The sequence below is a fragment of the Paraburkholderia sp. 32 genome (genome assembly GCF_050435345.1).
GTDB lineage: Bacteria > Pseudomonadota > Gammaproteobacteria > Burkholderiales > Burkholderiaceae > Paraburkholderia > Paraburkholderia tuberum.
The window spans coordinates 1704314-1728867 of record NZ_JBNDKD010000001.1; the positions used below are offsets into that span (position 1 = coordinate 1704314).

At 53.3% G+C, this 24554-nt stretch carries 19 protein-coding genes; 11 read left to right on the top strand and 8 right to left on the bottom strand.

Translation table 11 applies throughout. The features are described 5' to 3' along the window. Positions 1 to 285: 285 nt before the first annotated feature. Positions 286 to 537, bottom strand: a complete 252-nt coding sequence (locus OKW26_RS08055) for a hypothetical protein (RefSeq protein ID WP_429353213.1) — start codon at positions 535 to 537, stop codon at positions 286 to 288. A gap of 142 nt (positions 538 to 679) precedes the next feature. Here OKW26_RS08055 and OKW26_RS08060 point away from each other — a divergent pair, with 142 nt between their 5' ends. Next, on the top strand, positions 680 to 1195 hold the full coding sequence (locus tag OKW26_RS08060) for a winged helix-turn-helix transcriptional regulator (RefSeq protein WP_429353214.1): 516 nt from the start codon (positions 680 to 682) through the stop codon (positions 1193 to 1195). 57 nt (positions 1196 to 1252) lie between these two features. On the opposite strand, the gene OKW26_RS08065 is transcribed toward OKW26_RS08060, so the two are convergent. After that, on the bottom strand, positions 1253 to 2152 hold the full coding sequence (locus OKW26_RS08065; protein ID WP_429353215.1) for a LysR family transcriptional regulator: 900 nt from the start codon (positions 2150 to 2152) through the stop codon (positions 1253 to 1255). Positions 2153 to 3122: 970 nt separating this feature from the next. Between OKW26_RS08065 and OKW26_RS08070 the strand changes: the two genes are divergently transcribed. From OKW26_RS08070 to trxA, 3 genes are all read left to right on the top strand, one after another. Then, positions 3123 to 4220 (top strand): putative bifunctional diguanylate cyclase/phosphodiesterase, encoded by a 1098-nt coding sequence (locus OKW26_RS08070; RefSeq protein WP_429353216.1) that lies wholly within the window; start codon positions 3123 to 3125, stop codon positions 4218 to 4220. A 204-nt stretch (positions 4221 to 4424) separates the two neighbouring features. Beyond that, positions 4425 to 4937, top strand: coding sequence for a DUF1993 domain-containing protein (locus OKW26_RS08075; RefSeq protein ID WP_429353217.1), 513 nt, complete (start codon positions 4425 to 4427; stop codon positions 4935 to 4937). A gap of 138 nt (positions 4938 to 5075) precedes the next feature. Further along, the gene (gene trxA, locus OKW26_RS08080; RefSeq protein WP_429353218.1) at positions 5076 to 5402 is read left to right on the top strand and encodes a thioredoxin TrxA; all 327 of its coding nucleotides are present in this window, start codon (positions 5076 to 5078) and stop codon (positions 5400 to 5402) included. A 137-nt stretch (positions 5403 to 5539) separates the two neighbouring features. On the opposite strand, the gene OKW26_RS08085 is transcribed toward trxA, so the two are convergent. From OKW26_RS08085 to OKW26_RS08105, 5 genes are all read right to left on the bottom strand, one after another. Further along, entirely contained in the window at positions 5540 to 6070 is a 531-nt protein-coding gene (locus tag OKW26_RS08085; protein ID WP_429353219.1) for a methylated-DNA--[protein]-cysteine S-methyltransferase, read from the bottom strand. A 144-nt stretch (positions 6071 to 6214) separates the two neighbouring features. Then, positions 6215 to 6835, bottom strand: a complete 621-nt coding sequence (locus OKW26_RS08090; RefSeq protein WP_429353220.1) for a DNA-3-methyladenine glycosylase I — start codon at positions 6833 to 6835, stop codon at positions 6215 to 6217. A gap of 169 nt (positions 6836 to 7004) precedes the next feature. Next, complete coding sequence (locus OKW26_RS08095) at positions 7005 to 8189, bottom strand: thiolase family protein (RefSeq protein ID WP_429353221.1); 1185 nt, start codon at positions 8187 to 8189, stop codon at positions 7005 to 7007. 1413 nt (positions 8190 to 9602) lie between these two features. Beyond that, the gene (locus OKW26_RS08100; RefSeq protein WP_429353222.1) at positions 9603 to 10670 is read right to left on the bottom strand and encodes a LysR family transcriptional regulator; all 1068 of its coding nucleotides are present in this window, start codon (positions 10668 to 10670) and stop codon (positions 9603 to 9605) included. 728 nt (positions 10671 to 11398) lie between these two features. Continuing rightward, positions 11399 to 11848 carry a DUF3331 domain-containing protein gene (locus OKW26_RS08105; protein WP_429353223.1) on the bottom strand — a complete coding sequence of 150 codons (450 nt, stop codon included), beginning with the start codon at positions 11846 to 11848 and terminating at the stop codon, positions 11399 to 11401. A 718-nt stretch (positions 11849 to 12566) separates the two neighbouring features. On the opposite strand from OKW26_RS08105, the gene OKW26_RS08110 reads away from it, so the two are divergent. The 7 genes from OKW26_RS08110 to OKW26_RS08140 all read left to right on the top strand — a co-directional run bounded on the left by OKW26_RS08110 (position 12567) and on the right by OKW26_RS08140 (position 23118). Further along, on the top strand, positions 12567 to 15179 hold the full coding sequence (locus OKW26_RS08110) for a PAS domain-containing sensor histidine kinase (protein ID WP_429353224.1): 2613 nt from the start codon (positions 12567 to 12569) through the stop codon (positions 15177 to 15179). A 184-nt stretch (positions 15180 to 15363) separates the two neighbouring features. Then, a complete protein-coding gene (locus OKW26_RS08115) occupies positions 15364 to 15735 on the top strand; it encodes a response regulator transcription factor (protein WP_429353225.1) in 372 nt (123 codons plus the stop codon). Between the two features lie 33 nt (positions 15736 to 15768). Further along, positions 15769 to 16419, top strand: coding sequence for a response regulator transcription factor (locus OKW26_RS08120; protein WP_429353226.1), 651 nt, complete (start codon positions 15769 to 15771; stop codon positions 16417 to 16419). Between the two features lie 1050 nt (positions 16420 to 17469). Further along, the gene (locus tag OKW26_RS08125) at positions 17470 to 19320 is read left to right on the top strand and encodes an FAD-dependent oxidoreductase (RefSeq protein WP_429353227.1); all 1851 of its coding nucleotides are present in this window, start codon (positions 17470 to 17472) and stop codon (positions 19318 to 19320) included. A 782-nt stretch (positions 19321 to 20102) separates the two neighbouring features. Continuing rightward, positions 20103 to 20360: a hypothetical protein gene (locus tag OKW26_RS08130; RefSeq protein WP_429353228.1), complete on the top strand. Its 258-nt coding sequence runs from the start codon at positions 20103 to 20105 to the stop codon at positions 20358 to 20360. Positions 20361 to 20982: 622 nt separating this feature from the next. Beyond that, positions 20983 to 21912: an aldo/keto reductase gene (locus OKW26_RS08135; protein ID WP_429353229.1), complete on the top strand. Its 930-nt coding sequence runs from the start codon at positions 20983 to 20985 to the stop codon at positions 21910 to 21912. 582 nt (positions 21913 to 22494) lie between these two features. Continuing rightward, the gene (locus OKW26_RS08140) at positions 22495 to 23118 is read left to right on the top strand and encodes a TetR/AcrR family transcriptional regulator (RefSeq protein ID WP_429353230.1); all 624 of its coding nucleotides are present in this window, start codon (positions 22495 to 22497) and stop codon (positions 23116 to 23118) included. A gap of 856 nt (positions 23119 to 23974) precedes the next feature. Here the strand turns inward: OKW26_RS08140 and OKW26_RS08145 are convergent. Continuing rightward, the gene (locus tag OKW26_RS08145) at positions 23975 to 24544 is read right to left on the bottom strand and encodes an HpcH/HpaI aldolase family protein (protein WP_429353231.1); all 570 of its coding nucleotides are present in this window, start codon (positions 24542 to 24544) and stop codon (positions 23975 to 23977) included. Positions 24545 to 24554 lie beyond the last annotated feature (10 nt).

A 24554-nucleotide genomic window follows, 5' to 3' on the forward strand; every position in this document is an offset into this window, starting at 1 on the left:
CTATCAAATGTACTGAATAAATAGATAAAGATCGTGGATGTCAGTTAGCCGAACATTTAAAAAATCGAACTCACCGAGCTGGAATACTCGTTGCGTTCGAGGTTGGTTACACGTCTTGCTGCTTAATTGAAAACGAAAACGGTCGACACCCTCCGAACGCTTCTCTGAAGCGAACCTATGGATGCCATCAATTACGCCACACGACGCTGACGACTACAATTGGACGAAGGTATTGCTTTGCAGATCTGTTTCAGTGGATTTTTCGCTAAAAGCTCGCGCTTTTAGTCATAGTAATTTTGCAACGAGAGACGCGACAATTTTACGAACGTGGTCTTGTTTCATGATCTCGACGCACGCGACCACTGCCATCGCTAAGCCCATCAAAGCATAGGTGAGCGCAAATACTGTCAACAAATAGCCTGTAAAACTGACCCATACACGAATCGACTGTTTGGCCCGAGCCAGCAAACTAGGAAACGCAGGACCATCGACGTCCTGGGCGGATACCTTCGACATCAGCATCGGGTGGCGACTCATGTTCATCTCTTTGTAGGCACATTTAGTTAAGGTGAGTTCACTATACTTGAGATCAGTTGCGTGATGCCACTATCAAAACCGGGAAACTCTTCGCCGGAAACTGGGGAAGTTGTGTGATGAAACTGGGTATAAGATGCGAGCCATGTACAGAAAACGCTTCGATGACATGAATTGCTCGATTGCTCGCGCCCTCGACGAGGTGGGCGAGTGGTGGACGTTGCTGATTGTCCGGGAATGCACTCAAGGAACGACGCGGTTCGACGAGTTTCAGCGTCAGCTCGGAATCGCGCGGAACATCCTCACCGCTCGGCTGGAGCGTTTGATTGAGCTGGAAATCATTGAACGCTACCCTCTGGCAAAGCGAGCCAATACGTTTGGATATCGGCTTACTGCGAAGGGAACCGATCTATGCCCCACGTTGGTGGCGCTTATGCAATGGGGGGACAGATGGCTTGCGACGAACGGTGAGGCACCAATCAGTTTGGTAGAGGACGTGAGCGGTCAGCCAATAGAGCCAATGGTGATTCGCGGGCCAAATGGGGGCGGTCTGACGTTCCAGGAAATACGATACGCCCCCGGACCTGGCGCGACGGAGACAACGAGCAAAACTATAGAGAGTCGCAATCAGCGTGTACTGGGTAGCGATGCTGAACGTTGAGAGTGCTCGCGTCGACCATCTGTTCAAGAGGTAGTTGGAGGGGCGCGGTAAAATCGACTAGTTCTTCTGCTTGCCGAACTTGGACAGCGACTCTCTAAGCTTGGGTGCGGAGAAGTCGATGAAATGCCGAAGCTTAACCGGCATAAGACTTCTGGAAACATGGACGAGATGGATCGGTACAGGCTCTACTTCGAATTTCGAAAGGAGCACCCGAAGCTTGTTGTGCCTTAGCGACTCGTCGGCATCGTGCTCAAAAACCAGGGTTACACCTGCGCCATCGACAGCAGCGGTCACCGCAGCGTCGGGTGCGGTGACTTCAAGCCTCGGTGCCACCTCGAGGGTGGCTACCTTCCCAGTCGCGGGGAGACGGAAACGCCATGGTGAAAGATAGGGGCTATTAAAAACAACGCAAGGATACGCCTTGAGTTCTTCGGGTTCATGGGGCGTTCCATGCTTTTCAAGAAGCTCTGGGCTGGCGCAGACGATTGGCCGCAACGAGCCAATTCGCGTTGCAATCATACTGCTATCAGGAAGTTCGCCAATTCTCACGGCGAGGTCTGCGTGTGAGTCGACTAGATCTATATTGCGATCCGAGAGCAGCAGACGAACGGTGATATCGGGATACTGCGACAGGAACTGGTTGATAACCGGCAGTACGTGAAGTCGTCCGAGCTGTACCGGTGCAGTGATGACTAGCTCTCCTCGAGCGGTTGTGAATTCGCCGGCTGCCTCGCGTTCCTGCTCCCGTACCAGGTCCAGAATGCGCCGTGCGGCCGCGATGTACGCCACACCAACGTCGGTCAGAGTCAGCTTTCGAGTTGTGCGCACCAGCAGACGAGTGCCGAGCATGTCCTCGAGTTCGGTGACTTTGCGAGTGAGAGTGCTAACTGGAATCTTCAGCTCACGGGCAGCCGCCGAGAGACTTCCCTTATCCACTGCGCTCAGCAGCATCTCCATAGCTTCCAGTCTATCCAACTCATCCCCCTATCTCCGATTAGTATAGATATTGTATTGGAATCGCTCTCCTCTGGGTTAGGACGTCAGCGCCACCTCAACTTGTGCGCTTGCGACGCGCGGCATGTTCCGCCCATCTGACTTGGGTCTTCGTATGGGAATGCCACGGTCAGCCGCACCCCGCCGTCAGGTAAGCGGATGAAACTCGCAGCCTGGCAGGTTGCGTCTCTCCTGTTACCTTGAACGACACTTCGTTCAGATCGTGCCGTACGGGATTCATCTCGCAAGCGCGCTCACACAACAACTTTGCATGCTTGTCCTTGGAGCGCCTGCTGATCCTTGTTCCCAGCCCGAGGCTCGTGCCAACCAAGGATAAAGAGACACGATGTCAACGATCGATAAAAAACACAAGACATATTCTGTGTATCTGCATAATTAGCAACGCGCCCGTGACCGGATTGATTGCCGGATACTTCGACATAACACGCAGGATCTTCTTTGGTCGATTGCCACTTAGCCAGTTGACGAGATCCTGCTGTTTCACTCGCTCCGAGATGTTCCATCGATCGGTGTCTCGATGGTCAGCGAGGGCTGAAAAGTCGAGGGACCTATGAAATGCTGACGCTTGCCGCTATGGCGTGCGCGATGCCTTGTCTAACGACGCTTGCATAGCATGATCTGGAAGTAGCATGGAATTCTCAAAAATGGCGACCGAGGGGGCTTTTGGAGGTGGCCTGATTGGTGGGACTTCAAGCTGAAAAGATGTGAGCAAGAAAGGTGCCTGACGAGAAAACCAAAAAACTTTCGAAGCATCGTAGGTAATATTGGCGATCAGGATTTCGGCTATACTCCAGAAAAACCCAGCATCGGGTCAGTGCACTACATTTCGTCGAGGAATTGTCTGCGCATGTGTGTCGCGAGCCGAAGTGTGGGCCAGCAATCCATGGTGGGCACAGCAATGGACACATGCGTCATGCTGAGGTTATCCGTAGGTCAACCGGCAATAGGGGCAGTAGAAGCTGCGAGCGCAGATACGCAGCAAGGCAGCCGATTGCATTTCAACCGAACCGATGAAATGTCGTCCGTTGCAAGTGCAACGCAAGAGTCATCGGGATTGCAGCGAGTGTTTGCCGCGAGTGGTGATCTCACTGAAGCAACTGCCGATGTTGGAGTAGCCGGATACCACGCTAGCAGTGCAGCTATATCAAAGCTAGCTCAAACGACATCCGCAGCGCAGCGGCGCGCCGAAGATGCTCGCGGAAGTGAATATCGGACAAGCAATTCCACGGACCCAACGTTGCGAAGACGCTTTCGTGGACAGTTGAACGAGGCGATAGAGAAGCAGGAATTCGTTCTACACTATCAGCCAAAATACGATCTTCGGCTCGACAAGATAACAGGTGTCGAAGCATTGATCAGGTGGCAGCACCCAGAGCAGGGATTGATAGCGCCGGGGGGCTTCATTCAGGTAGCAGAGCGAAGCGGCCTGATAGTGCCTATCGGTGACTGGGTTCTGAACACTGCCTGCAAGCAACTCGCTGAGTGGAGGCGTGACGGTCTGCATCTCAAAACGATGGCGATCAATCTGTCACCCGTGCAGCTTGCCCAGAAGAATTTTGTGGAGATAGTCGTGGACGCGATCTCGCGAAATGGACTCAATCCATCAGATATCGAACTCGAGCTCACCGAAGGCATCCTGCTGGGTGAGGAAGATGCCACAGTTTTGACGTTACACAGACTTAGCGATGCAGGTGTGAAACTGTCGCTGGATGATTTCGGGACAGGTTACTCGAGCCTAAGTTACTTGCGCTGGTTGCCCGTAGACCGTCTAAAGATTGAGCGGTCTTTCGTTCGCGACTTGGAAGAAAACGGTAATGTTGAGGCGATAGTGAAGACGATTATCCAGCTAAGCCAGAACCTGAACCTCTTGGTGACTGCAGAGGGTGTCGAGACGAAAACTCAAATGCATATGTTGGAACGGCTTGGATGTGATGAGATTCAGGGATTTCTCATTAGTCGCGCGGTTTCCCCAGCGGAAGTTGCGAGCCTGCTTGAGCAGCAGTTGCTGTGAGTTCGGTAAAGAAACAGCGGACGAAGATGTGCCACATCGAAGTAACGAAGGCACAAGTTATGAGAGCCGGTGGGACAAAGATTTTTGCTATATCAATCGTCTCCAAGCGGGTAGAAGACATGCTCTCCGTATTGCCTTCCATGATGTAGTCTGATTGATGGGATTGTCGTTGCCTGTTTGAGGAAGTTAAGCCTGGAGAAATCGATGTATGCACTGGCGATCGCAGAATGCACGCGGGCAGTGAAGTCTATCGAGACATATCTTGACAAGGCGGAGATCTACGCGCGTGAGAAGAAGTTTGATGTTGAAATTTTGATGGGAAGCCGTCTGGCTCCTGATATGACTCCCTTTGTCTACCAGGTGCAAAGCGCCTGTGACTATTTGAAGGCGGGAGCTGGGTGGTTGTCTGGACAGAAGCCGCCGCGCCATGAAGACAACGAGCGAACGATCGATGAGGTGCGTGCACGTATTCGCAAAACCGTCGAGTTCGTGGAGAGCGTCACGGCAGATCAGTACGCCAAGGCAGGAGACCAGAGAGTACGAGTATCCTGGTCGGCGACGCCGGAGATGGTGCTGGCAGGGGACTACTATCTGCAACAGATTACGATCCCGAATGTCTACTTTCACGTCATGGCGGCGTATGTGATTCTTCGGCACAACGGCGTAGACATCGGAAAGATGGATTTTCTTGGTGAGATCAACTGGATTAAAGCGTGATCGATCCTTTTCGAGTGCGATTTAGGCCTCTTGAAAGCTGGTGTGCGTTCTAGAACGAAACTCCCATGCTTGGTCTACTCACTCTTTAATCGTTGACGGCGATTTCAGATCGCCTTCGAATGCACTGAGGTACATGCAATGAATGAAGCAATCAAGCACATCACAGATGCGTCATTTGAAGAGGATGTTGTCAAATCGGACAAGCCCGTTCTGCTCGATTTTTGGGCGGAATGGTGCGGGCCTTGCAAGATGATCGCACCGATGCTGGAGGAGCTGGCGAAGGACTACGCTGTTAGCCTGCAGGTTGCAAAGATTAATGTGGACGATCATCAATCTACGCCAACGAAGTTCGGTGTGCGTGGAATTCCTACTCTGCTGTTCTTCAAGGATGGCGCCCTCGTCGGACAGAAGATCGGAGCGGTGTCCAAGTCGCAGTTGAAAGCTTTTATTGATGATAATTTGTAGTAAAGCTGGCAGAAACATGGTGAGCAGTGCATGTTGCGCGCCGCTCGCCGTGCGCGAAAATGTCTTGAATGGACTCCAGAGGTCATGGTGTTCCCGCGTTTCGATTGCGAGACTACGCGGATTTGGCAAAGAATCTGTCAAAAGAGCCGTCTTTGCGGCTTTGCTCCCCAAGTCGCGTCTTCAATAAGCAGGAGCGTCTCTTTGGCTGCTAGTCCCCCAGCGAAGCCAGTTAATTCTCCCGACGATCCGATAACACGATGGCAGGGCGCGATAATCGAAATCGGGTTGCGTCCATTCGCTGCGCCGACTGCTCTAACAGCCTTCGGATTTCCGACTTTGGCCGCAATCTCGGCATACGTGCGCGTTTCTCCGTACGGAATGTCAAGTAGAGCGTTCCACACTCTCTTCTGAAAATCCGAGCCTCTGAATTCGATCGGAACATCGAACTGGTTTCGCTCGCCGGCAAAGTACTGCTTCAATTGGCGCTCCACCTTCAGAAGAGTTGGATCATCATCTTTTTCATGCATAGCACCGAGTCGAACGCGCCCCGGACGCTCTTTCTCCCACAGGATTGCTACCAATGAAGACTCGTGTGAGACGAGGGTAAGCTTCCCTGCTGGGGAGGGGATAACCTTGTACAGAAATTGCGTTTCACGGTCCTGGGTCATGTATTCCTCTCTTTCCTCGTGATCGACTAATGCAAATCACGAGGTAAAGATGATTTCATCGAGCTAAGCTGCGGGTGCTTGTACTCCGACGGAAGGAGCGTCTGCCGCCGTCAAGCTGTTAGACTTGACTGGCGATAGGCAAAGTTACGTTGCCCACACTCCCGAGCTGCCGCGTCGGTGGCTGTCGAGAAGGTGTGTGTCGACTAGGCCAGCGGCTTCCATCAAAGCGAACATGGTCGTCGGCCCCACAAACTTGAAGCCTCGTTTGCGTAGCGCCTTGCTCAGCGCAACCGATTCATCCGACGAGGTCGGAATATCCGCTATCGTGCGTGGTGCCGGTGTACTCGTCGGCTTGAACGACCAAATGAACTCCGAAAGACCACCGTCTTCACGAAGTTTGATTGTTACCAGTGCATTATTGATCGTCGCGTCGATTTTTGCCCGATTTCGTATGATCTCGGTGTCTGACAACAGACGCTCGACGTCGTTCGACTTGAACTGTGCGACTACATCAGGTTCAAAATTTCTGAACGCCTTCCGGAGGGCGTCACGCTTCTGGAGGACAATCAGCCACGACAGCCCCGACTGAAACGCCTCGAGGCTAATCCGCTCGAACAAACCGCGCTCGTCACGGACAGGCATACCCCACTCGGAGTCGTAATACTCCCTCAGCAAAAGATTGCTAACGGCCCATGGCGGTCGGCGTAGCCCGTCATCGCAGACAATGGCGCCGGCTGCTGCCGTTTCGTGCACTACCTCGCTCATTTCGTTCTCTTTTAAACTCGCGCTTCCTGGTGGGAAGAAAACGTGGATTCATGTTTGACGCCGCCACTGCATCCATGCACTATGAGGCTCGTCGTGCCGGTTGCCCGTTGCAAGCGGAGATGTGCTTCCGACCTTAGGAGCACATGGTCTCCACCTTGAATTTACTACGTCAGATGATCTCGATTGCCAAAGCAATGCCCTGACCACCGCCGATGCAGAGCGTCACGATACCGCGCTTTAGGCCATCGCGACGCATCGAATGGATGAGGCGCGTCGTGAGAACCGCGCCTGTTGCGCCGATTGGATGACCATGGGCGATCGCACCACCTTCGACGTTGATGATGTCATGTGGCAGGCCCAGCTTTTTCGCGACCGCGAGTGGCACGGCGGCGAAGGCTTCGTTAATCTCGATGCGCTCGATGTCGGTCAACTTCCAGCCTGCTCGCTCAAGTGCGATCGGCACGGCCGGAACAGGCCCAAGGCCGAACATGCCGGGGTCGACCGCTGCCACGCCAAACGAAACTAGTCGCGCGGCGGCCTCGACATCATGGGCGTCAGCATACTCGCGACTCGCCACAATCATAGCTGATGCACCGCTATTGAGACCGGGCGCATTGCCTGCCGTTATCGCTCCATCAGGGCGAAAAGCGGGACGTAGCTTGGCGAGCACTTCGACAGTGGTATCGGGACGCGGTTGCTCATCCGCTTTGAAGGTGGATGTACCCTTGCGGCCCTGAATTTCGACAGGCACTAGCTCTGCATCGAAGACGCCGCGTTCTTGTGCGGCCGCAAATCGGATCTGTGACCGCGCCGCCCATTCGTCAAGATCAGTTCTGTTGAGTTCCGCCTTCGTCACCAGGTCCTCGGTATGCCAGCCGGAATGTTGATCCGAAAATGCATCAACCAGACCGTCACGGAGCACGCTGTCGTGGAGTTGCGCATTGCCCATGCGACTTCCCCAGCGTCCGGTTTGGAGCAGATAGGGGGCGCGATCCATGTTCTCCATGCCACCCGCAATGGCCGCTTCGCCAAGTCCGAGAGCGATTTCCTGCGCAGCAGTAGCAATCGCTTGAGCGCCGGAGCCGCAAACGCGGTTCACCGTCATCGCCGGGACTGATACGGGCAGGCCACCGCCGATCGACGCTTGCCGCGCGGGGTTCATCTTGTTTCCAGCTTGAATGACATTGCCTAGCACCACTGTGGACACGCTGGCTGCATCAAGCCCGCTACGCTTCAATGTCTCGCGCACTGCGATGGCGCCGAGAGTTGTGGCGGGTACATCCTTCAGAGAACCGCCGAATGACCCAATCGGCGTGCGAACGGGATGGGCAATCACGATTTCGCGGCTATTCATTTCCACTCCTACGATACGGTTATTTGCGGTTCGCCAAGTCCTGCCAGCGTCACACGTCACTACTCCTGCCGGAATTGCTTTCCGGCCGGACTAGGCTCGCTGCTAGAAAGCAGCACTTGCCACGCACGCCGCAGGGACAGCATCCCTCACTTCGCATGACCGCGCGAAGGCATCTTGCTAACCTAGATTATGCACGTAATGCAGAAGTTGGGTTGCCGTCTGCGCAGGCGCGAAGTCCCGTTGCAAGAATTATGTGGGGCGATGACTCCAGCGCGCCGTGTTTGGCTCATTGGAATCACGTAAGTCAAGACCGGGACGGCTTCGACTCTTGCGTGTTCGTTGAAGGAATGAGCGTCCACGGGACCGGGCCACAACGAGTCGCCGAGAAAGAGCCCTCGGGACGAACTGACTTATTTCGCGTTGTCCGCCCTTCCCAGTAGTGAGTTGTTTTCGGTTCGTACTGGCGTCGCCCGTTGCGGGCAGAAGTTGAGGGAACGCCTACCAGCTTCCGGCTCGGTTGTCCATGTTCAGTGCGAGGCAGTCATGCCCCCCGAGCTACCTGCAAGGAAAGGCCCGGATGCGCGTCTAGCTAATTCGCGAAGCTTGGGGAGAACTGCCTGCCTTGCCACCGCGCTTTGCATATTTATGCGAAGCTTGCCGCGCGGTCGCTTCTCACTTTTCAGAAAGGCCTATTCAGTTTCTTCAACTTCAGGAATAATCTGGACGCAAATGTTTATAGCATGCCGCGCCGTCCGTTGTGAGCGACAGGTTTCGTGTTGTGCGATTCAGAAGACGTGTACTGAGCAGATTCTCTAGATTCTGATGATTGTGGTTACAGTTGGCCGGTTCCGCCTCCGAGAGCTGCCGCAGCGCCCGTGAAGCTGCTGAAATCGACAATTCTCGTGAACACCTGCATGGCTTGAAGACGATCCATGATGCTCTCCTGCAAAGCTCGCAATAACGCCTAAAACTTAGCTCTCTCAAGCAGAGGTGGCTGCGATAGTTGCAGACTGGCAGTTCCAGCCTGCGGTCTTGACGATCATACGCATGCGCCAAAATGTTTGCTTGCTACCGAGGTGGCGTATGAAATGTGTAAATGCACAATAAAACTAGGATCTTGACGACTTATTTGCATATGGCAGGCGCTTGTCGCGCAAGTCGTGTGGGATGGACGCAGCTGCCTGCTACTGAGAAGCCCGCCTCGTTCCAAAAGTGTTCTCCGTCCGGGTGATGTCGCGGTGCTGATGCAGCACGGCATGTGAGGCAGGCGGCCAGCGCAGCTTGCGTTCGTGAGGCCGTGCTTATCGGAGGTGCGGACACGAGATGGCGTCCGTTGCTAAGGAGATGTGCTCGGTGGTTGCGGTGGGTCCCTGCGGCGCTGCCAAAACTGGTGCGAGGTCAACGGAGCGCCCATTACACCTTCCGTTCGCTTGCGTCGTGCTGCTTCGTGCATTCCCGCAGGATCTCGATGAACTCCGCTACATTACGCGAGCGCACCGAGAACTTCGGATAGATGAGGTTGATGCTGTACAAGATCGGCTTCTCGAGTGGTTTGACCACCAGTCCCGGCCAGAGGTCGGAGGAAGCAATGAATTCATCAACTAATGCAATGCCAAGGGACCGCAAGGCGAGCGCGCAGGCGAGCTCTGCACGGGGAATCTCGAAAGTCGGTGTTATGTCGTAGCCGTATCCCTCGAGAGTCGACCGGATTAATCTACCGAACGCGATACTGTATGACGGAAAGATGGTTTCGTGCTCCTGAAGGTCAGAAAGGCTTATCTTCTTGGAGCTTGCCAGCGGGTGAGCGTCCGTCATTGCACACACTATTCTGCCGGTACAGAGCGTCTCGACAGACAGGTTCGGATTATTTACGGGGAGCAATGTCACGGCGAGATCAGTTTTTTTGCTTAGCAGCTCGTTGGGAACATCAGCTGTAAGGGTGGTGTAAAAATTGATTCTGGTCTTAGCATTCTGTTTGTGAAACAGTTCAATAACTTGTGGGAGCAGACCCAAGCCAAGCGCCGGGCTACAGCTGACACTTATTTCGGTCGTAGTACGGCTGGCCAGGTTTTCGACGAATCGGTCTACGTTCATAGCCGCTTCATAGACCAGTTGTACTTCTTCGAAGAGTGTGAGCGCCTCTGAAGTAGGCAAAAGCTTTCCGCCCGCGCGCTCAAAGAGAGTGATGCCAAGACTAGATTCTGTGTGGGCTAGCAGTCGGCTGATAGCCGGCTGTGACACGTACAGCATTCGCGCAGCTCCGCTAACGGTGCCAGTTAGCATGACAGCTCGAAACACTTCCATTTGCCGCAACTTAAATTTCACTTTACACCTTCGTATTAGTTTGCCTGTTCGACCTTCTACGGGTTCCTGACCGCTTTCCTGCGATTCTCTTGTCTTGCGTTTCGGCCGAGGCCGTGGAAGGCCCACAGCCGACTTCCCCCAGCTTGCACCATAACACTTAGTCATAGGTGCATTCATTTTGGTATAACTATGTGGACACCGGACTGCTAATATTGGTGCTTATGAGAAGCCAGTCGTTGACACGAGTTCGGTTATGGTATGGGAGTGTTGGGCGGCACGTTGATACATAGTCGAGGTTATCCTATCTGTCAGAAGGTGTGAATTGTTGTCGCGAGCTACCACCGATGACGATTCATAGTTCGTGAGGATGAGACGAAGATTTGTGTGTATCAGTTTACATCGGACTTGACAGGTGAGATTGCGTGCATGAAGGCCGCAATAATCTCATCTTTATTGGAGTCGCGACCGCTTTAATTGTAAATACTCTATGTCTTGCAATTAAGAGGTCATCGAGTGACGACATAAGGTGTCCAATAAGCGAAATTGCGAGTCAATTCGTGCAATTCGAGTGGGTACACCGCAAAAATCTGTTCTAGAAACGTGGATGTAATGCTTGTTCGTCAATGAAAGGATCGAACAACGTCCGAACTTCGCACGAAAATCCATAAGTGACGCGATAGCACGCTAGGGCATCATTGTCGCTTGGTGATCTCGGAAGAACAGGGTCGGGGAAATTATCTGTGATCAGCAATCTTCGGCGGGGTGGTGCTTGTTCAGATGATGCGGCTGAGTGCGATCGATATATCCATTGTCCTGATCTAAAACCTCCGGGTCGACAATGGTATTGCGGTCAAATTGATGTCCAACGAAGGAGTCTGCGACCGTTTTTTGTCAGATGGAATCGATCATTTAGAGTCGCCGAGCAGTCGAACTTCTATGTCGCTTGGGACGTGTCCGATCGCCGAGGCGAGTATCAGCCAACCCTGATTAAAGGGGATCCCCATTCGCGTGGCTGTTGGCCTAAACGCGGTATCACCTGGATGAATGAGCGCGCCGGTGGCAGCGCAATGCGTATGCTTCTTCGATCGACACAATATCCAGATTTGCTCGCCGTAGTAGCCACTTCGCGGATCGCTCCATCGGACCGCAATGGTGCGAGACGTTGTGTGCTCTATCACCTCTGCAGGGTGAAGTCTGCGATGTACGCTGATATCGTCACTTTCTGGTTGCGCCATAGGAAGCTTTTTTTTCCCACTGACGCCGTTTGATGAACGTAATTGCAGTCTTTCTGCGATCTGCGTGGGAGGAAGCAGAAGATCCAGCAGGGCTTTCTCGAAAAGCTGTTGTTCAGTCATTTGCCTCATGGCCTATCTCGCTGGAATGTTGGGGCAGGGTTCAACGCGACGCCTCCGGCTGCACTCAATGACCATCTCAGGAGTGAGCGTCGGTCTGCCTCTGATTTCAGAAAATACCAACTCGTTGTCTTCCCAGTTTTGTCGAGCGAACAAAGTTGCGTTGATCGAGAACTGAACAATTGCGATAGAACTGCAACGCGTGCACGATCAGCTGCGTCTTTTCGCTATAAGCTTAACCAATTACGCCACAGGTCTGCCCGTCGAGCAATTGAACGAAAGTATTGGAAAATGTCTCTCGAGCTCCGACAAGATCTGAAAGGGCAGTCGTTGACATGTCCAGTCTATAAGGTGGTAAGCGGATGAAATCCAGAACGTGATATCCTATGCTATGGATAAGATGAGGTGTCGAGCCGAACGATGAGAGAAAACTAAAACGACCAGCTATGTAGTCGGGCATTGGAGCTTTGAGTCACGACAAAGTCGAACCCTTCGTGAATGTAATGTGAATCTCGGGGCGTTGTCGTATGCATTGGTGAGTGCGATCGCACATCCGGAGCAGCGGCGATGCTGACGATGTGTCGCGCGGGTGCCTGAAGAGGATATCAGTAGAGGTTGCGACCTCGATTGAGGCGGGATCTGCAACTGCTGCGGTAGGCGGTTGTGGGTGTTAGATGTTGGTGCCACGCGCGTGAGGGAACGTTTATTGTCGGGGTACGAAATGAAGCGGCCTGATAACGGCGAAGTTATGACTGGTTCCGGATATGGTAGTCAGTTGGAGACCGTCAGCGATATTCCGTTAAGCCCGGGTAGACATGCTAGTGCCCAGCGCGGTGGCTATTTCGTGCGGCAGATATCAAGTAACGTCCCCGAACCGCTGTTGCACATCTCGGACTTGCTCTTCGCACCCGCCACTCTGCAAGAACAATGCGGAAATTGGGGCTTAGACGTCCTCTTTCGCGCGTTGATCCAGGCGTTTGATCTCGATTTTATCCATGTGCACGTAGAAGACGAGACGCAAGCTACATGCGTTGAGGTGACGGAGCGCGCTCAATCGCGCGCTGACGGGAGTGCTGGCGATGTACTTTTGCCCCTTCTGGGTTATTTCACGCCCGCGAGTGCAGGCGAAGTAGCGGCGTTCCATGATGAATCGGAGCGCGCGTTAAAGTTTCAGCTAGCGATTGGGGCGATGAAAGGCCTGCTCGTAATTGGATCGTCTCGTGCGTGTTTTCCGAGCGAGGTGGAGCAACTGGCCTTGAGTTTTGCCGCTCGGCGAGTTGCATCAGACCTGAGAGAAGCGTTGTGCAAAGGTGCCAAGGAAGAATCGTCTTCGCGAGAGAAAGTGGCCGTTCACGCCGACGCAACAGCTGTCAGTGCTGACAGCCCATCGGGTATTCAAACGTTGTCTGGCGAAGACCTTACAACATCCTACGGAACAGGGCTAGTTGCAGGCTTGCCAGACCATCGGTTGCGCGAGATGTTTGATCGGATACCAATGGTAGCTTGGAGTAGTTTTGCCAACGGTGCTTGTGAGTTTCTAAACAAGGCTCACTCAGAATACACGGGGCTTTCAGCCGCCCAATCACGATATTGGGGGTGGCAGACAGCAATTCATCCTCAGGATCTGGGCCGGCGAATGGAATTGTGGGGCAAATCTCTCGCAACAGGACAGCCAAGTGAAGCGGAGGTAAGGATTCGTCGACATGATGGCGTGTATCGATGGTTTGTGCTTCGAATTGAGCCGTGGCGCGACAATACCGGCACCATAATTCGGTGGTACGGCGCTGCTGCAGACATCGAAGACCGCAAACATGCGGAGGAGAATTGGGCTGCTAGCGAGGCACGACTCAGCCGGCTGATTAATACAATCCCCATGCTCATATGGTCGAGCCTACCGGATGGTCTCGCCGAATTCTTCAACGCCCAGTGGTATCAATACACCGCGTTCACATCCGATCAGAGCGATGGTTGGGGGTGGACCGCTGCGCTGCACCGGGACGACTTGCGATGTGCGACCGAGTACTGGCGCACGATTATTAGCGCGGACGATCACGATGAATGTGGATTCGAGGCGCGAATTCGGCGACACGATGGGGAATACCGATGGTTCTGGTTGCGCGCCAACGCAATGCGAGACGAGATCGGTGCTGTCAAGCGATGGTATGTCATCGGCACTGATGTACATGATCGCAAGCTTGCCGAAGATGGCATACGACGCAGCGAGGCGCTTCTTGTGGAGGCGCAACGGCTCGCTGGCTTAGGGGTGTTCTCGTGGCGCGTCGGGTCAGAGACCATATCATGGTGTGGCCAGCTTTACACTATGTTCGGATTTGAGCAAGGAATTTCGATAACGCGCTCGATGATTGAGCAGCGTATTCATCCGGAAGACTCGCCTTTCATATTCGATAAAGTCAACCTGGAGAACGGGCGAGGGACGAGCTTCGACGAACAGATACGAATTCTGATGCCTGACGGCTCGCTCAGGTATCTCCGCTATTATGCATATGCGACCGCCGCGCTGACTGGTGAGGTCGAGTACATAGGTATGATCCAAGACATAACAGAGCAACACATCGCTTCCGAGGAACTGGAAGAAGCTCGAGCGGAGTTGGGTCGAGCAGCCAGGGCGAGCGGCTTGGGCGTATTGACTGCATCGGTAGCCCATGAGGTGAATCAGCCTCTTGCGGGCATCGTTACGAATGCGAATACGTGTCTTCGCATGCTCAATAGCGATCCGCCAAATATCGCTGGTGCTATCGAGACCGCGCGACGAACAATCCGGGACGGGAACAGGGCTGCGGATATCGTCTCGCGGCTGAGGAAGCTATTCAATCAAAAAGAGGTTAACGCGAGCTGGTTGGATTTGAACGCCGTCGTCCGAGAGGTGGTTGAACTTGTTCAGGCTGATCTTCACAGGAACCGAATCGCGTTGAAAGACATCTACGATCCCACGCTACCCCAAGTACTCGGCGACAGGATTCAGTTGCAACAGGTCGTCATGAACCTGATTCGCAACGCGGTTGACGCAATCAAGATGGCCGCGAAATATCCCCGAGTTATTGTTGTACGTGTTTCCTATCGTGAAGACTATGCGCAATTGAGCGTCAAGGACACGGGTGTCGGGTTCGACAACTCTGTGAAGGAGAAGATGTTCGATGCCTTCTTCACCACCAAGGGCGATGGCATGGGCATCGGTTTGTCAGTAAGCCGTTCAATTCTCGAGGCTCACAGGGGAAAGATGTGGGCGACAAATAATGAAGCACAGGGGGCGACTTTCGGGTTCTCCATTCCTTGTCAAGTTCCGCGATACGCCAACGACGACCAGGAAAGGTAACCGATGGAGGGAATTTCTTGCCAATATCACACTAACGGCTAATAGACATCGGTCACTAGAAAGGTTATTTTTATGCGTAGTCGCTGAAAAGAACGGTAGCGACTATTTACCTCAATAGAAAATCTCTTTGCTTTAACTGGAGAGTGAGTCGCTAGTCTCCGGTACTTCGTGTAGGAAGTACACGATGAAAACAAGACTGCTCGTGTCAGTGGTCGATGACGATGAGTCCGTTCGAGAGTCTCTGCCAGATCTCGTACGAGTGTTGGGCTTCACGGTGGAAGCCTTCGAGTCCGCTGAGGAGTTCCTTAAATCTGAGCACGCTGCTCGGACTGGGTGTCTGATTTTGGACTTGATGATGCCCGGAATGAGTGGGCAGGAGTTAGCTTCGGAGTTGAAAGCGAGGGGAATTCGTATCCCTATTATTTTCATAACCGCGAATCAGAGCGAAGTTGCTAGAAATCAGATGATGAACAGCGGGGCAATAGCCTGTCTCTATAAGCCTTTCAGCGACGTCGAACTTTCAGAAGCGTTGCTTTTGGCCGTTCGGAAACACTGAGAGATTTCATTCATAAGGGAGAGGACCAAGAGCATGGTGTACGCAGACTCCGCAACGCCGATATTGTCACGACCGCAGATTCATCCTCCAACGGTCTTCATTGTTGACGACGACGTTTCCATTCGAGAGTCGCTGGAGTCGCTCATTCGGCACGAAGGCTTCGATGTTAAATCTTTCGTAAGTGGCAATTCATTTCTCGAACATCCGAACGTCCTCGGACCGGGATGTATGCTGTTGGACGTTTCGCTTCCGGGGCTAAATGGACTTGAGTTGCAGAAGTCGCTCGTCGTCGAGCGGCCAGCAATGCCCATCATTTTCATCACTGCACGTGAGGACCCACCGACAATCGTGCAAGCCATGAAGGCAGGCGCAGTAGAGTTTCTAACGAAACCATTTAACGATGATACCCTGCTTGACGCTATCCGCGCTGCAATCCAGCGAAGTGAACTCTTGGTACGCAGCGAGGCTCGAAAGTTAGCGGTACAACGGCGATATGACGAGCTTACGCGTCGTGAAAGAGAGGTGCTCTCACTCATCGTCGAGGGGCTGCTGAATCGGGAGATTGGAGAGGAGCTAAATATTAGTGAAATCACGGTGAAGGCGCATCGTGGTCGCGTGATGCGAAAAATGGAGGCTTTGTCTCTCGCTGAGCTTGTTCACCTGGCGGCAGAGGTCGGGATCTAGCTACCGATTCCTCTAAGGATTGATAGAAGCGCGTGCCGTCTACGCGCGATCAGGTTTGCACAGCATCGTATTAGATCGTCGTAGCCAATGAGGGCTACGATGTGCTGCGATATGTGTACCTACACACGAAGCATCGTCACAGACAGACTAACGGTCTCTATCCATCTATGCCTAATGAGCAATTCATTGGCTTTTCGTCTTCCTCACGTTGGGATCCTTCGCAACTCGCGAGAAGTCGGCGGTGCTCCTGAGCGGAAACTCCCCGGCGCGAGAATCAAGTCCACTGCGTTGGTATTACGCATTGCCTACGTGAGTCAGCATCTGGCGAATTGAATTTGGTTGACGCAAAACCCCTTCAGACGATTCGGGTGCTTGATGCTTGATTGGCGACTTACAAGTTTCGCAAGAAAATCAGACCTCACGAGATCGGTATTATGTGAATGCTTCGGAGGGAGTGCTTTCCAGTAAGTTGATAGGAACAAATCGCTTTGTTTGAATGGTCTTAGGATGCTGAAGTATAAGACTGAACATTCAATTTTCGATACCTTCGTCTGATTGTCTTTCTCTGGTTACTATGGCTTAATTGTTCTTGTCGAATGGAGTGGTAATGTGATGTTTTTGCTGGATGGAAGGGAAGGGACCCTGTTATTCTCTATCTCTGTCTCCGGTGTCGAGGGCACGGAATGCCCGCCCGTGCCCTTTCTTTTTTGAATAGAAACCGAAGGCGATGAAAAACGTGATGAAATACAGTCGATTGGATTTTCTATAATATTTCACGCCTACGTCACCTAATGAACTTCAAAAAAATCGCCCGCAAGTATATTCAAAAGGTTTGCCATAACCACATCATGCGAATAGATTTACTTCGGAGAGATTCATTGATCGTTACGCGCACAAACCTAACGGGGGTACGCTTTTCTGCGATGGCGCAGCTATATCTCAACCAGGCCACGCTTACTTGACGTTCCCCCATCGTCTCTGCCGGTGGCCGTGGCGCGAGGCACGGGAGGGGCGTAGAGGGCCGCTTGCACGCGTCATCGGAGTTCGAAAATGGCTACTTTTGGCGCTTCAGGCGACCGTAAGATCGAAACAGTCGCTTCTAGGACCGGGTTAAACGACGGGGAGCCTCCTGCGATTTGGAATCTGGGTGATGTTTCGAACATCATCTCTCAGCACAGTGCGTCTGAGCTGAGTGCAATTGAGTCGGATGCGGCATTCTCGCCGCTTTCCAGCCGGCTACATCAAATGTTTCCGTCGTTGTCTGCACGGGAAATCGATAGAGCGCGTTGCTTCGGCTCGGTAGTTAGCTGGAAAGCAGGAGAAGTGATGTTCAAAATGGGGTACCCGAGTCCCGGCTTGATAATTATCCTCAGAGGTCTTGCTCGAGTATCGCGGGGAGACGCGATCGGAAGAGTTCATCGTGTCGTTGATCAGCATGCTGGACACTTCCTGGGCGAGATTGCGCAGTTGCTCGGTCATCCGTGCCTCGGTGACGGAGTAGCGGTCGAAGACACGGAAGGCATCGTCATTGAGCCAGCGAACTTGCGCAATCTGCTAGTCACGGAAGCGGAGATAGGTGAGAAGATCACGCGCGCGCTGATCATCCGACGCGTGGGGTTGATTGAGAACGGAAGTGGCCCCGTGCTCGTCGGTGATACGTTCGACTCGCGGATGATTGCGCTCCAGCGTCTTCTTCAAAGAAATTCATATCCGCACACGGTGATAGATGCGCGCGAATATCCTGAGACGTTGAGCTTGCTTGAGAAAATTTCTGCTTCGAAAGCGGATTTTCCAATCATGATTTGCCCGGACGGAACGATTTTAAAAGCACCGGATGAAAATGAGGTGGCAACGCATCTGGGTTGGTTGCCGAAATTTGAAGCGGGCAGTGTTTATGATGTACTTATCGTCGGCGCCGGCCCGGCGGGATTGGCAGCAGCGGTTTACGCAGCGTCCGAAGGGCTTTCCGTTGCTATTTTCGACAGCCGTGGTCCGGGTGGTCAAGCAAGCGCCAGTGCGCGGATCGAAAATTACCTTGGCTTTCCGACTGGCGTCTCCGGGCAAGCTCTAACTGGCAGAGCATTCGTACAAGCTCAAAAGTTCGGCGTGCATATCAGCATCCCATCGCATGCAAAATCTTTGCGATGTGAACGTACACCGTTGGAAATTGAGCTTGCGGACCAGCAGGTGATTGCGGCTCATACTGTTGTGATAGCATCCGGCGCAACATACCGTAAGCCGCCATTCGAAGGTCTCGAGCGTTTCATCGGTCGCGGTGTCTTCTTTGGCACCTCGCCGATTGAAGCTAAATTGTGCAAAGGACTCGACGTTGCAGTCGTGGGTGGTGGCAACTCTGCGGGACAGGGAGTCGTCTTTCTCGCGTCTCAAGCGAATCATGTGCACTTGCTCATTCGCGGGCAGGGGTTGGGGGCAAGTATGTCGCGGTATCTGATTGATCGGATAGCGCGGCTACCCAATGTGACCTTGCATGTGGAGACAGAAGTTACATTACTGTCTGGCGACGACATTGGCCTGAACAGAGTGGAGTGTGCGTCCAGCCAAGGGACCAGTTCGTTCTCCGTGAGACACCTTTTTCTGTTTACAGGAGCGATGCCGAACACAGCATGGCTCCAGGGCTGCAATGTCACGACCGATGAGCGTGGTTTCGTTTTGACTGGTTCGCGAGCTCACCGACGCCACGACGACAACGATCAGACACTGGAGACCAGCGTAGCCGGTGTTTTTGCGATCGGGGACGTCCGCTCAGGCTCGGTCAAACGTGTTGCCGCTGGGGTGGGGGAAGGGGCGGCGGTCGTGTCGCAAATCCACAGCGTGATCCGCGAGCGACAGCAGCTCGCTGTCGCTACACCTAACCTCGCACGAGGTGCCGGCTTGGGTTGATTAGAACGGCATCTCCTCCGTGGCGATCATCGAATTTCGTGTCTGGTCAATGTGCAGGTCTGCAAACAAATCTGAAAAGCAATACCTTCAGCTAATCGCGGAGTGTGGTTCGATGTGGTGTAATTCTCCCTGTCGGCTCTGAGTAGTGGCCCTTCTTGATCGATACCCGTTCAGTTTGAGAATGCGCAGGCTGCGTCACTTTGGGGCGTGACAGTAGTCGAGACTATGGAGGCGGGGCACTAGCTTGAGGCCTCGGATCATGTGACGGTGCACATCTTCGGTAACGCCGACAATCAGTCGGCTGCGTATAGAGCGCTTCGACTGAGATACCGACCAACTCGCCGAACAGGGTCAGCCGATGGAACAACGTACGGTTACCTGAAACTGGAACGAAAGGGCTGCAAAGAAAAAACACAAACATACCGCAAGAGGATTATAGTCATACGCTTCGCGATAGATAAAGAATTTTGAGGGCATCTGGCAGGCCTAGAAGTTCTTGCCTGCGCCTAGAATTGTGCCACCAGCGGGTGCCCGATTCTGATCGTTCATCAAGAGCGGCGAACAAACAGGCGAAGTGTGCTGGTACTTATCCGGTCGAGGCAGTCAACTAGCAACGTGCAACCACGAATGTGCAAATACACATCTACATTGCGCGCGACACGATACCCCGATCTGAAGGGCAGGTTGTTCGGTATATTTGCGAACATTATGTTGAAGGAGTTCGCCAGACATAGTGCATCATCGAATACCAGCGTGCTTGTCTAGAGGGAGTCGGGCAAGAAATGGATTCACGAATATTTTTCGCTACTTTTGCAGTCGTTGCCGTATTTTTGGTGATTCGTGGCCTTCGATATGTCGGCGCGAAGTGGCTTAACGGTCAACCAAGGTGGATCGTCTTCGGGCTGATCGTAGTCATTGCTGCGGGTATCTTCATGGTATCCAGCCACTTCAACATGGCAGCAATGATTGATTGCCTACAGGGGAGCACATTTGGTGAATGCGCTTCACTTGCAACGTCGGTCAAGCCGACGCAACCATAAGAGTCAAGAACGTGTTTTTCAAGCCCGCGCGCACGCGTGCTTTCCGTCAAGACAGCGCAATGCGTTGTCGTTGCTGACCCGCTGCGAGCAGCGACTGGAGACCGGTAATCGGTCGGGCCGGGGCCGTGCAAAAATTGCTTTTGGCATGGTCTTTCGAGCCAGAACGAGACACCTGCTGGCACGAATGGTCCAATCTTTAAACGGCATGGTTATAAAAAGTTGTTCCGCGCCTGCATCTTTGGACGCTCACTACTCAACTGTGAAAGGGAAGATCAATACCTTCGTCCTATTGAGCTAGCCACCACAGTGTGGCGTAATTGACTCCGAGCGAACTAGTCGACGTAGATCCCAGATGGATGTCAACTGACCAACGAAAGCGCGGTGCTTTTCAACCCGGTATTGCGCGGGTTAGGTTTATCCGATTGATTCGACAATATGGACGTAAGTCTGGCACGGGCGATGTTCGCTGAGTTTTGAGATGGTGATTTTTCACCAGAGGTGAGCATGCTGCGTGACACTTCACTTTCTTGAATAAGGTAGGTGCATTCAGAAGGTAGCGACTTTCACGTCAAGGTAGTTGGTGCCGATTCGTCGCGCTTTGTCCACTAAAAGGGGTAGGTCCATGTCACAGAATGTCGCTGTTTCCGCTTCCGATTCCGGTACTTTCGCTATCGGCGGCGATTTGATCGTTAACCGGCTGGGCTATGGCGCCATGCGTATCACCGGGCCCGGTATCTGGGGACCCCCGGCGAATCACGATGCGGCTATCGCGACGCTTATGCGTCTTCCCGAGCTTGGCGTCAACTTCATTGATACTGCGGACGCCTATGGGCCGTACGACAGCGAGGACCTCATCAAGGAAGCGCTATATCCGTATAAGAATCTGCTGGTAACGACAAAGGGTGGTCTTACGCGGCATGGCCCAGAAATTTGGTTGCCCCTCGGGCGACCCGAATATTTGCGACAGTGCGTCCTGACGAGTATGCGGCGCCTCGGGGTCGATCAGTTCGATCTTTGGCAACTCCACCGGGTTGACCCGAAAGTGCCGCGCGATGAGCAATTCGATGCTGTTGCAGCGATGCAACGTGAAGGCTTGATCAAGCACGTCGGTCTGAGCGAAGTCCCGGTCGATGATATCGAGGCTGCGCAAAAGTATTTCAAAGTTGCAACCGTACAGAACCAGTACAACTTGGTCGACAGAAAAAGCGAAGAAGTTCTCGACTTCTGCGAAAAGAATGGCATTGGATTTATTCCATGGTTTCCGCTGGCTGCGGGCGAACTCGCAAAGCCGGGTTCCATCGTCAGCACGATCGCGAAGGACCATGGCGTAACAACTGGCGCGGTTGCTCTCGCGTGGCTGCTAAAGCGCTCGAAGGTGATGCTGCCGATTCCGGGCACAGGCAGCGTTGAACATCTCATCGAGAACGTTGCAGGCGCGAGTGTGCGATTGACGGATGAACAGTTTGCCGAACTGGATCGCCAGGGCCGCGCTATCTTTACTAAGACTGCCGCTGCCGCTGCCGCTGCGGCCGCCGCTAACGCGACAAGCTGACCTCATGATGACGCGTGCCAGATTGAATGTGATTGGCAGCAATGCACGGGGGCGCGGCACACGGAACTAGGTTAGTGGGTGCCGGGGATGTTCATTGGCTAGGCTTACGAGCCTCAATTGCGAGCTGCTCCGTGGAGCGTAGAGCGCTGACGTGCTTCCCGGGCTTTCAGGGCCGATGCTATAACCGATGGGTGTGGCAGCGGCCGTCATTGCTTGCGCTGAACGCTTTAGCTTACCTTGAGGACAGGTTTTGCCTACGGCGCGCCCATTCCCACGCCGCTAGTGCTCTTTCTAGAGGAAGCACGCATGGAACTTCAACCTTAAGCTCGCTGCGCGCCATCAATGCCGCAATGTTTTCCAAAGCCATATCGTCCGGCTCTGCAACGAACGACAAGTCTCTTACACCGAAGCTCGCGACGGTTTCTTGACTCTCTGAGATGAGCGGAAGCTTTCGGGCACTGATAAGAAGACCTCCAGGGCGCAAGTCGAACATGGCTGATGCCGATTTAGTTTAGTTTACTTAGCTAAATCGTGATAGACTACGTGCTTGTCGACGGGAATGTAGGCCGGAGGGGGCAGGTCATGAGGAAGTCGAGAGCAGAGAAAGCCGAGACGCGCAAACAAATTGTCGAGATTGCATCCCAGATGTTCAAAGAGCAGGGAATCGGCGCGACTGGAGTCGGAGAGATCATGACGGCAGCGGGTCTGACACACAGCGCGTTTTATAGGCACTTTGCGTCCAAAGAAGAGTTGATAGCCGAAGCAAGCGCGACCAGCATGGACGTCTTTGTGGAGGCCGCGCAGGCAGCAATGGCGGATGGCCCCGAGGCATATGTGAAGTTTCTGGAGAATTATCTTTCGCCGGAATTTCGCGACGATCAGATGGGAGGATGTCCGGTCATTCTGATGGGGAGCGAGCTCGCTCGCACGGATAGTCAGACTCGTCAGGGTGTCTCGAGCGGCTTGGAGGAGCTGATAGAGATAGCTGTCGGGCAGACAGACGGTAGCTCGACGGCGGAAGCGGACGCGATTTTTACGATGTCCGCGTTAGTTGGCGCTGTAACTATTTCACGCCTCGTCAATGATCCTGCACTCGCGAAGCGCATTCTCGATGTAGCAAAAGGCCATCTGGCAAGTTTGCCTAAAAAGAAACGAAAGAACACGAAGGCTACGATGAAATTGGGGAATTCTGTAGATCAGGTATAAGCGTCGTCCCCCGAAGCAATCACGATGGCAATCGTTATGGTGCGCTGTCGGACGCTGCAACGTATTCAGACAAGGCGATTGCCGAATGGGCTTCTTCCGTGTGGATCGCGTTTGCGCACAGAAAATGCATCTCATGTGGCCGTGACGCACTACCTATAGTCTTGGTACCGAACGCACGTGCCCATCGCTGGAACGCGTGGGAAGAAACAAGCGAGCAACGCTGCAGCGCTACCGACAGCGACAATGGCGTTCGGACAATCGTATCAACGATACTCTTTCGCAGATGCGCGCTCCACCCGCCATGATAAGTCTGTCAAGAGGCTGGCGGATCGATTGGTGCACTCACGCACGATCCAAATTATCGCATTGAACATTTCGCGCAGCTCGTAGTGTCGTTGTAGCACGTCTTCGTACATTGGGCCAGGCACAAAGCTTATGAAGTACCTATCGTCCTGAATGCCATTTCCTCGCATGCGAGCTGGTCAGCGCCAAGTGGCCTACTCAGCCGGCGGATTACAAAAACAGGACGAGACGTTCGTCAAGCCCTGCGTCTTCCAATCCCGTTCAGCGTATGGGTAACAGCCGCTGCTATTCGAGGTATGGTTTGTTTTGCCGCAGGGCGTACTTCGACTACTGGTCCTTGCCCAATTTAGATAGAGTCGACATAAACAGTCGGAGCGACGCGTCTATATACATCGAATCGAAGCCAAGAAATAGGTTATTGGCCCCTAATCTCATAGCTTCCGCTGCCTGCGCCGGTGTTACTGCAAATAGTGTTAGCTCGAAACCCCTCGATTTAATCTTTTGTGTGATGACTTGAATGGCCTGCTTGACCTCATCGTGACCCGGCCCATCACTAAAACCCATGTTGACCGACAACAAAGGGAGCGGCAATCGCTCCAGTAAGCCCTTCTACTGCGAGAATAGCGTCGAGGTCACGCACTGCGTCTGGGTGCTCGATCAGCGCAATAACGCCTGTTTCGGAATTTGCGCGCTTTGCATAGTCGAGCATATCGGTTTGCGACTGGTATTGGGTGCGAAAAGGTCCCCATCCCCTTATGCCTTGCGGCGGGTACTTCGCGTACGAGACGGCGCGCTTCGCTTCCTCGCTGCCCGTTATCATAGGTACAACGATGTTCTTCGCGCCTGGGTCAAGCGCTAACTTGAACTGAGTTGGGTCGTTGTATGACACGCGAACCCACAGCTCGGCAGAAGTCCCTATTGTCGCAGTTATCATCCTGTAAGCCGTTTCGATTGAAATCGGCCCATGTTCCGTGTCGATCAGGATGTAATCGAAACCAGCGTTTGCACCCATCTGCACGAGCTCCGGCGAAGGAGATGTCGCACCTATCCCGATTCGCACGCCATCTGGCTTATCAAGAGAATTGTTTAAATAGGCAGTGGCATTGGATGGGCTATCTCGCATGAGCATCATC